Source organism: Streptococcus pseudopneumoniae (assembly GCF_038148935.1).
Classification (GTDB): domain Bacteria; phylum Bacillota; class Bacilli; order Lactobacillales; family Streptococcaceae; genus Streptococcus; species Streptococcus pseudopneumoniae_U.
In genome coordinates, this window is record NZ_JBBJZX010000154.1 from 1 (window position 1) to 2,125 (window position 2,125).

At 41.8% G+C, this 2,125-nt stretch carries 3 protein-coding genes; all 3 read right to left on the reverse strand.

Annotation, left to right across the window (positions count from 1 at the left end):
* Positions 1-311: 311 nt before the first annotated feature.
* A complete protein-coding gene (locus WKI42_RS10210) occupies positions 312-944 on the reverse strand; it encodes a response regulator transcription factor (RefSeq protein WP_368081864.1) in 633 nt (210 codons plus the stop codon).
* 9 nt (positions 945-953) lie between these two features.
* A complete protein-coding gene (locus tag WKI42_RS10215) occupies positions 954-1,952 on the reverse strand; it encodes a sensor histidine kinase (protein ID WP_368081865.1) in 999 nt (332 codons plus the stop codon).
* Positions 1,949-2,125: LiaF domain-containing protein (locus tag WKI42_RS10220; protein ID WP_368081866.1), on the reverse strand; the 177-nt coding region annotated here is incomplete at its 5' end. The genes WKI42_RS10220 and WKI42_RS10215, both read right to left, overlap by 4 nt.

Consider the following 2,125-nt stretch of genomic DNA (forward strand, 5'->3'; position numbering starts at 1 on the left):
GTTGATAGACAAAAGCAGACCAGCACCTGCAAGCAAACCAAGTGTGAGTAGTTTAGATTTTTTCATAACTATTTCCTCCTATCATGAAAATTTAAAGTTGCTGTATGATTTTAACCTCCTTTTGGATTTTTTATATTTTATAATATATATGTTAATCTAAATATTTCTAACTCTATTTTACTCCCCTATAAAATGAATGTCAACAAATAACATAAAAACATTGTGAAAAAAATATTTTACCGTACTAGAACTACTTACTCACTTCTTGGTACTAAATTAAGTCATTTCTCCGATATTATTTTATATAACTACTAAAAATCCTCATGCCCCACCAAGTGGTGCTGAAAGGCATAGACCGCAGCTTGTGTGCGATCACTGACCTCAAGTTTGGCAAGAATGTTAGACACGTGCGTCTTGACCGTCTTGAGAGAGATAAAAAGTTCGTCTGCGATACGCTGATTTTCGTAACCCTTGGCGATGAGTTGAAGCACATCTCGCTCACGCGCAGTCAGGTCCTCATGTAGTTCCATGTGATTGCGGTGGTATTCAACCTTCTTGCTAACCTCTTGTTCAATAGCCAGCTCCCCAGCAGCCACCTTACGGACGGCATGGAGTAGTTCGTCTGCACTAGAAGTCTTGAGCATATAGCCCCTAGCACCAGCATTTAAAACAGGCATGATTTTTTCATTGTCTAGGTAAGAGGTCACAATCAAAATCTTGGCTTCAGGCCATTCTTTTAGGATAGCCAAAGTCGCGTCAATCCCATTTATCTCAGGCATGACAATATCCATGACAATGACATCTGGACGCAGTTCCAAGGCCAAGTCAATTCCTTGAGATCCGTTTGCCGCCTCACCCACAACTTCTACATCATCTTGGAGGTCAAAGTAGCTTTTCAAGCCCAATCGGACCATTTCATGGTCATCTACTAGTAAAATTTTCATCTTTACTCCTTATAGTTCCTTATCTAACAAGGGAATACGGATATCAACTGCCAGCCCTTGCTTGGGAGCTGTTAATAACTGAACTGTCCCTGCCATATCTTCAACCCGCTCCTTGATATTGCGAAGTCCATAACTTAAGTCGTCTAAGCTCCCCAACTGGAAACCAATCCCATTGTCCACCACCTTCAGCTGTACTTCAACATCTGTCTGATAGAGATAGACATCCAAACAAGAGGCCTGGGCATGGCGGAGGGTATTGCTAATCAACTCCTGCAAAATGCGGAAGATATGCTCCTCAATCTTCTTGGGCAATTTCGTCATATTCTGCTTGAGACTAACCTTGAGATCACTCTTGTCCTCAAGCTCTTTTAGGAGAATTTGAATCCCTTCTATCAAGCTCTTCTGCTCCAGTTCAATTGGTCGCAAGTGCAGGAGCAAGACTCTCAAGTCCTTCTGGGCAGTTTCTAAAATAGCTGTGACACTCTGCAACTGGATCTGCATCTTTTCTCTATCCAATTTCAAAGCCTGCTGACTGACGCCTGATAAAATCATGTGAGCCGCAAACAACTCCTGACTGACTGTATCGTGCAAATCCCGAGCAATTCGCTTCCGTTCCTTCTCGATGATTTCCTCTTCCTGAGCAAGACTCTGATTTTCAGCTTTTTGAAGAGCCTCCGTCAAAAGGTTAAGTTTACCTGACAAGGACTTGAAACTGACATCCAAATCTGGATCTGTAACCTGAACCACTTCTTGCCCTGCCAACAAACGCTTGAGATTGGCCTGCATTTTTCTTAGAGAAAGCTCTTCAACACCTCTCCAAAACAGGGCTAAGAGAAAGGTCATGGACATGCTGAATACCAACAACAAAAAGATAAATTTTTCTGTTTTTTCGACATCGTGCAAGAAAATAGACCAGTCAAAGTCAAGGATGTCCAGCAAGCTGTGGGAGAAAAATAAGACAAACAGGATAGAGGTGAGAGCAATCATTACATAGGCTTGTTTTTTCATCCTCTAACCACCTCCACATCCCCAATCATAGTGGTCAAGAAAATCTTGACACTCTTGTTACTCTTGAGATAGTCTTTAGTTTCTTGATGATAGTGTTCATTGCGGAGAGCACGCTTGGGCTGATTGAAAAAAGTCAAATCACCATAGAGACAATTAACGCTGAGACTGACTTC